Annotated in this window: 2 protein-coding genes and 1 pseudogene; all 3 read left to right on the forward strand. The window is 22.9% G+C overall.

Annotated elements, in window-relative coordinates; all coding sequences use genetic code 11:
• Window positions 1–611: hypothetical protein (locus AVBRAN12654_RS09175; RefSeq protein ID WP_336614362.1), on the forward strand; the 611-nt coding region annotated here is incomplete at its 5' end.
• A pseudogene (locus AVBRAN12654_RS09590) lies at window positions 602–908 on the forward strand (glycosyltransferase family 2 protein); the annotation flags it as partial. The gene AVBRAN12654_RS09175 and the pseudogene AVBRAN12654_RS09590, both read left to right, overlap by 10 nt.
• 1340 nt (window positions 909–2248) lie before the next feature.
• Window positions 2249–2754: glycosyltransferase (locus AVBRAN12654_RS09595; RefSeq protein ID WP_442862325.1), on the forward strand; the 506-nt coding region annotated here is incomplete at its 3' end.

Genomic DNA, 2754 nt, shown 5'->3' on the forward strand with positions numbered 1-2754 from the left:
AACTTAACGCATGTGATATTGCTTTAGAAAGTATGAAATCTAATATTGATATGGTTTGCTTTAGTGCGTTTTCTATTATAAATAACCAAAGTTCTTATTTTATCAAGCGTGATAATAAGCTTCTAGGTAACATTGAGTATATGCAAGAAAAAAGCATATGGAGTATATGCGCTAGGGTGATTAAAAAAGATTTATTTTTAAAAGTGATTGAAATTATAGGAAAGCACAATAGGCTGGTAATGGCAGAAGATGCTTTAATAAGCTATGTTTTGGCAAATATTTGTAATAGGATATTGCTAAATAGTAATATTGTTTATAAATATTATGAAGATATAGAATCTATCACTAAAAGTTATGATAGTGAAAAATATAAAGCAGTAGAGTATTCATATTTTAAGGTAATAGAACTTATAGATAATATTTCAAAAATGAACGATTTTAATAAAAACTATTCAGAATATTGTAAAAATAAATTATTAGCTGAATATTATTCATATTCAAGAAGAATTTATAAAAAAAAGAATATTTTAAAATATTTAAAGCTAAAATTAATTAGTATTAAGCAACAAAAGCTTGTTAAGTTATCATATGAAAGGTTAAAATGCCACTAATATCAATAATCCTACCAACTTATAATGTTGAAAAATATATTACAAGAGCACTTGAAAGCTGCATAAATCAAACTTTAAAAGATATAGAAATAATAGTAGTAGATGATAAAGGTCAAGATAAAAGCATTGATATTGCATACGAATATGCAAATAAAGATAGTAGGATAAAAATTATTCATAATAAAGAAAATTTAAAATTACTTCATGCAAGAGCTGAAGGGGTAAAGGTAGCTACAAGTGAATTGATTATGTTTTTAGACCCAGATGATGAATTAGAGCTTGATGCTTGTGAGATTGCTTATAATAATTTTGATAAAAATTATAATGTTTTAAGATTTGGATATAACTTAATAGATTTTCCAAAAACACAGCCTCAATCTCTTAATATTGCAAAAAGCTATGATGAAGTTATTGAAGGTATAAAACAATTAGAGTTTTTTGATTTTACTATGTGGGGAATGTTATTGCAAAAAAAATTATATTTACAAGCATATCAATTTATTCAATATCATTCAGTAAAAAAAATTAATTTTAATGAGGATGTAATATTTAATTATGTTTTAATTAGTATTATTAATAATTTTAAGTATATTCCAAATAAACTTTATAATTATTACTACAATCCAACATCTCTTACTAAGGTAGATAATATAGAAAAGTTTAAATTAGAAATAGAGTTGTTTAAAAAAACAATAATATTTTTTGAAACATTACAAGAGCAATTTCCTAATGTTTTTAATAAAGAAATTACCAATTCATATATATATCACTTTTATTTGTTTATATATATTAGAGAAAAGAAGATATTAAAGCAAACTAACAATAAAATTATGTATTTTTTTAAAAATCAATTATTGAAAAGTAGATTGAAAAAGCAATTTCTTACATTTATAAAAAATAAAAAAATATTATATAGGTATTATAAAAATAAATTTTTTCAAACAAACAATAAAAAATATTTGAAAAAAATGAAAAAATTAGGTTTACTTTATTTGTTTAAATCTTTTGTTTTAGAAATAAAGACAAAAAAGATAAAAAAACAATTAATAGAGTTTATAGAATTTTATTTTTATAAAAAAAGAAAAATACTAAAAATTATTCAAAATAATTATCATAGTTTGGTTGTAATTCCATCAGAAAGTTTAAAAACTATTGAAAATGCAGGTATGACAAATATTGAGCAATATTATAATCCAAATAAAGTGTTTAAAAACGTATTTTTATTAAGCCCTAATGAAAAAGGTTTTAAATATAAACATGGAATGTATATTTTTGGGGTTAGTAAATATACTTATAAGCTTATGCTAAAAATTATAAAACCAAAATTAGTAAGGGCTTATGGTGGGTACTGGGCTTCTACTTTTGCAGTAAAAAATAAGGTCGATAATATTCCTGTAGTTTGTAGTATTCATGATAAAAGAGATAGTTTTATTTATGATGAAGTTGTTAATTCAGACTATGTTTTTTATACTTCTTATGCTGTAAAAGACATATTAATAGCAAAGGGTGTAAATGAAAACAAAATGCACTATTTACCTGATAGAGTAAAATTAACAGATTTTTATAAAGTCAAAGAACTAGATGGTAAGCCTTTGGTGTTTCAGGATGGTTTTAAATATATTTTGACAGTTGCTAGAATGTCGGATGAGAAGAATTTAGAAACAATAATAAAAGCCCTTAAGCATTTACCAAGTAATTATAGATGGATACATATAGGTAGAGGGGACTTAAATTATTATTTAAAATTATCTCAAGAATTAGATGTGCTTGATAAAGTAATCCATATTGATAGTGTAAAAAATAATGAATTAAAATATTACTATTCTTTTGCTGATTGTTTTTGTTTGCTGAGCAAAAGTGAGGGTTTTGGGATAGTATATATAGAAGCAGCTGCTTGTGAGTGTAGTATTATAGCTTCTAATATTTCCCCAATTAATGTAAATTTTAAACATAATGAAAATATTATTTTATTAGATAATTATTTTGATGATATAAAAACAGCAGAAATTATTAAACAAGTATGTGAAGAGCCAAATTCAATATTAATATCAAATGCTAAAAATAATATTAAGCAATTTTCCGCTGATATTGTTGATGAGATGGAATCAAATTATTATAAGCAAATTATTCAAGGAAAATTAAA

It is taken from the genome of Campylobacter sp. RM12654 (assembly GCF_020137585.1).
Classification (GTDB): domain Bacteria; phylum Campylobacterota; class Campylobacteria; order Campylobacterales; family Campylobacteraceae; genus Campylobacter_E.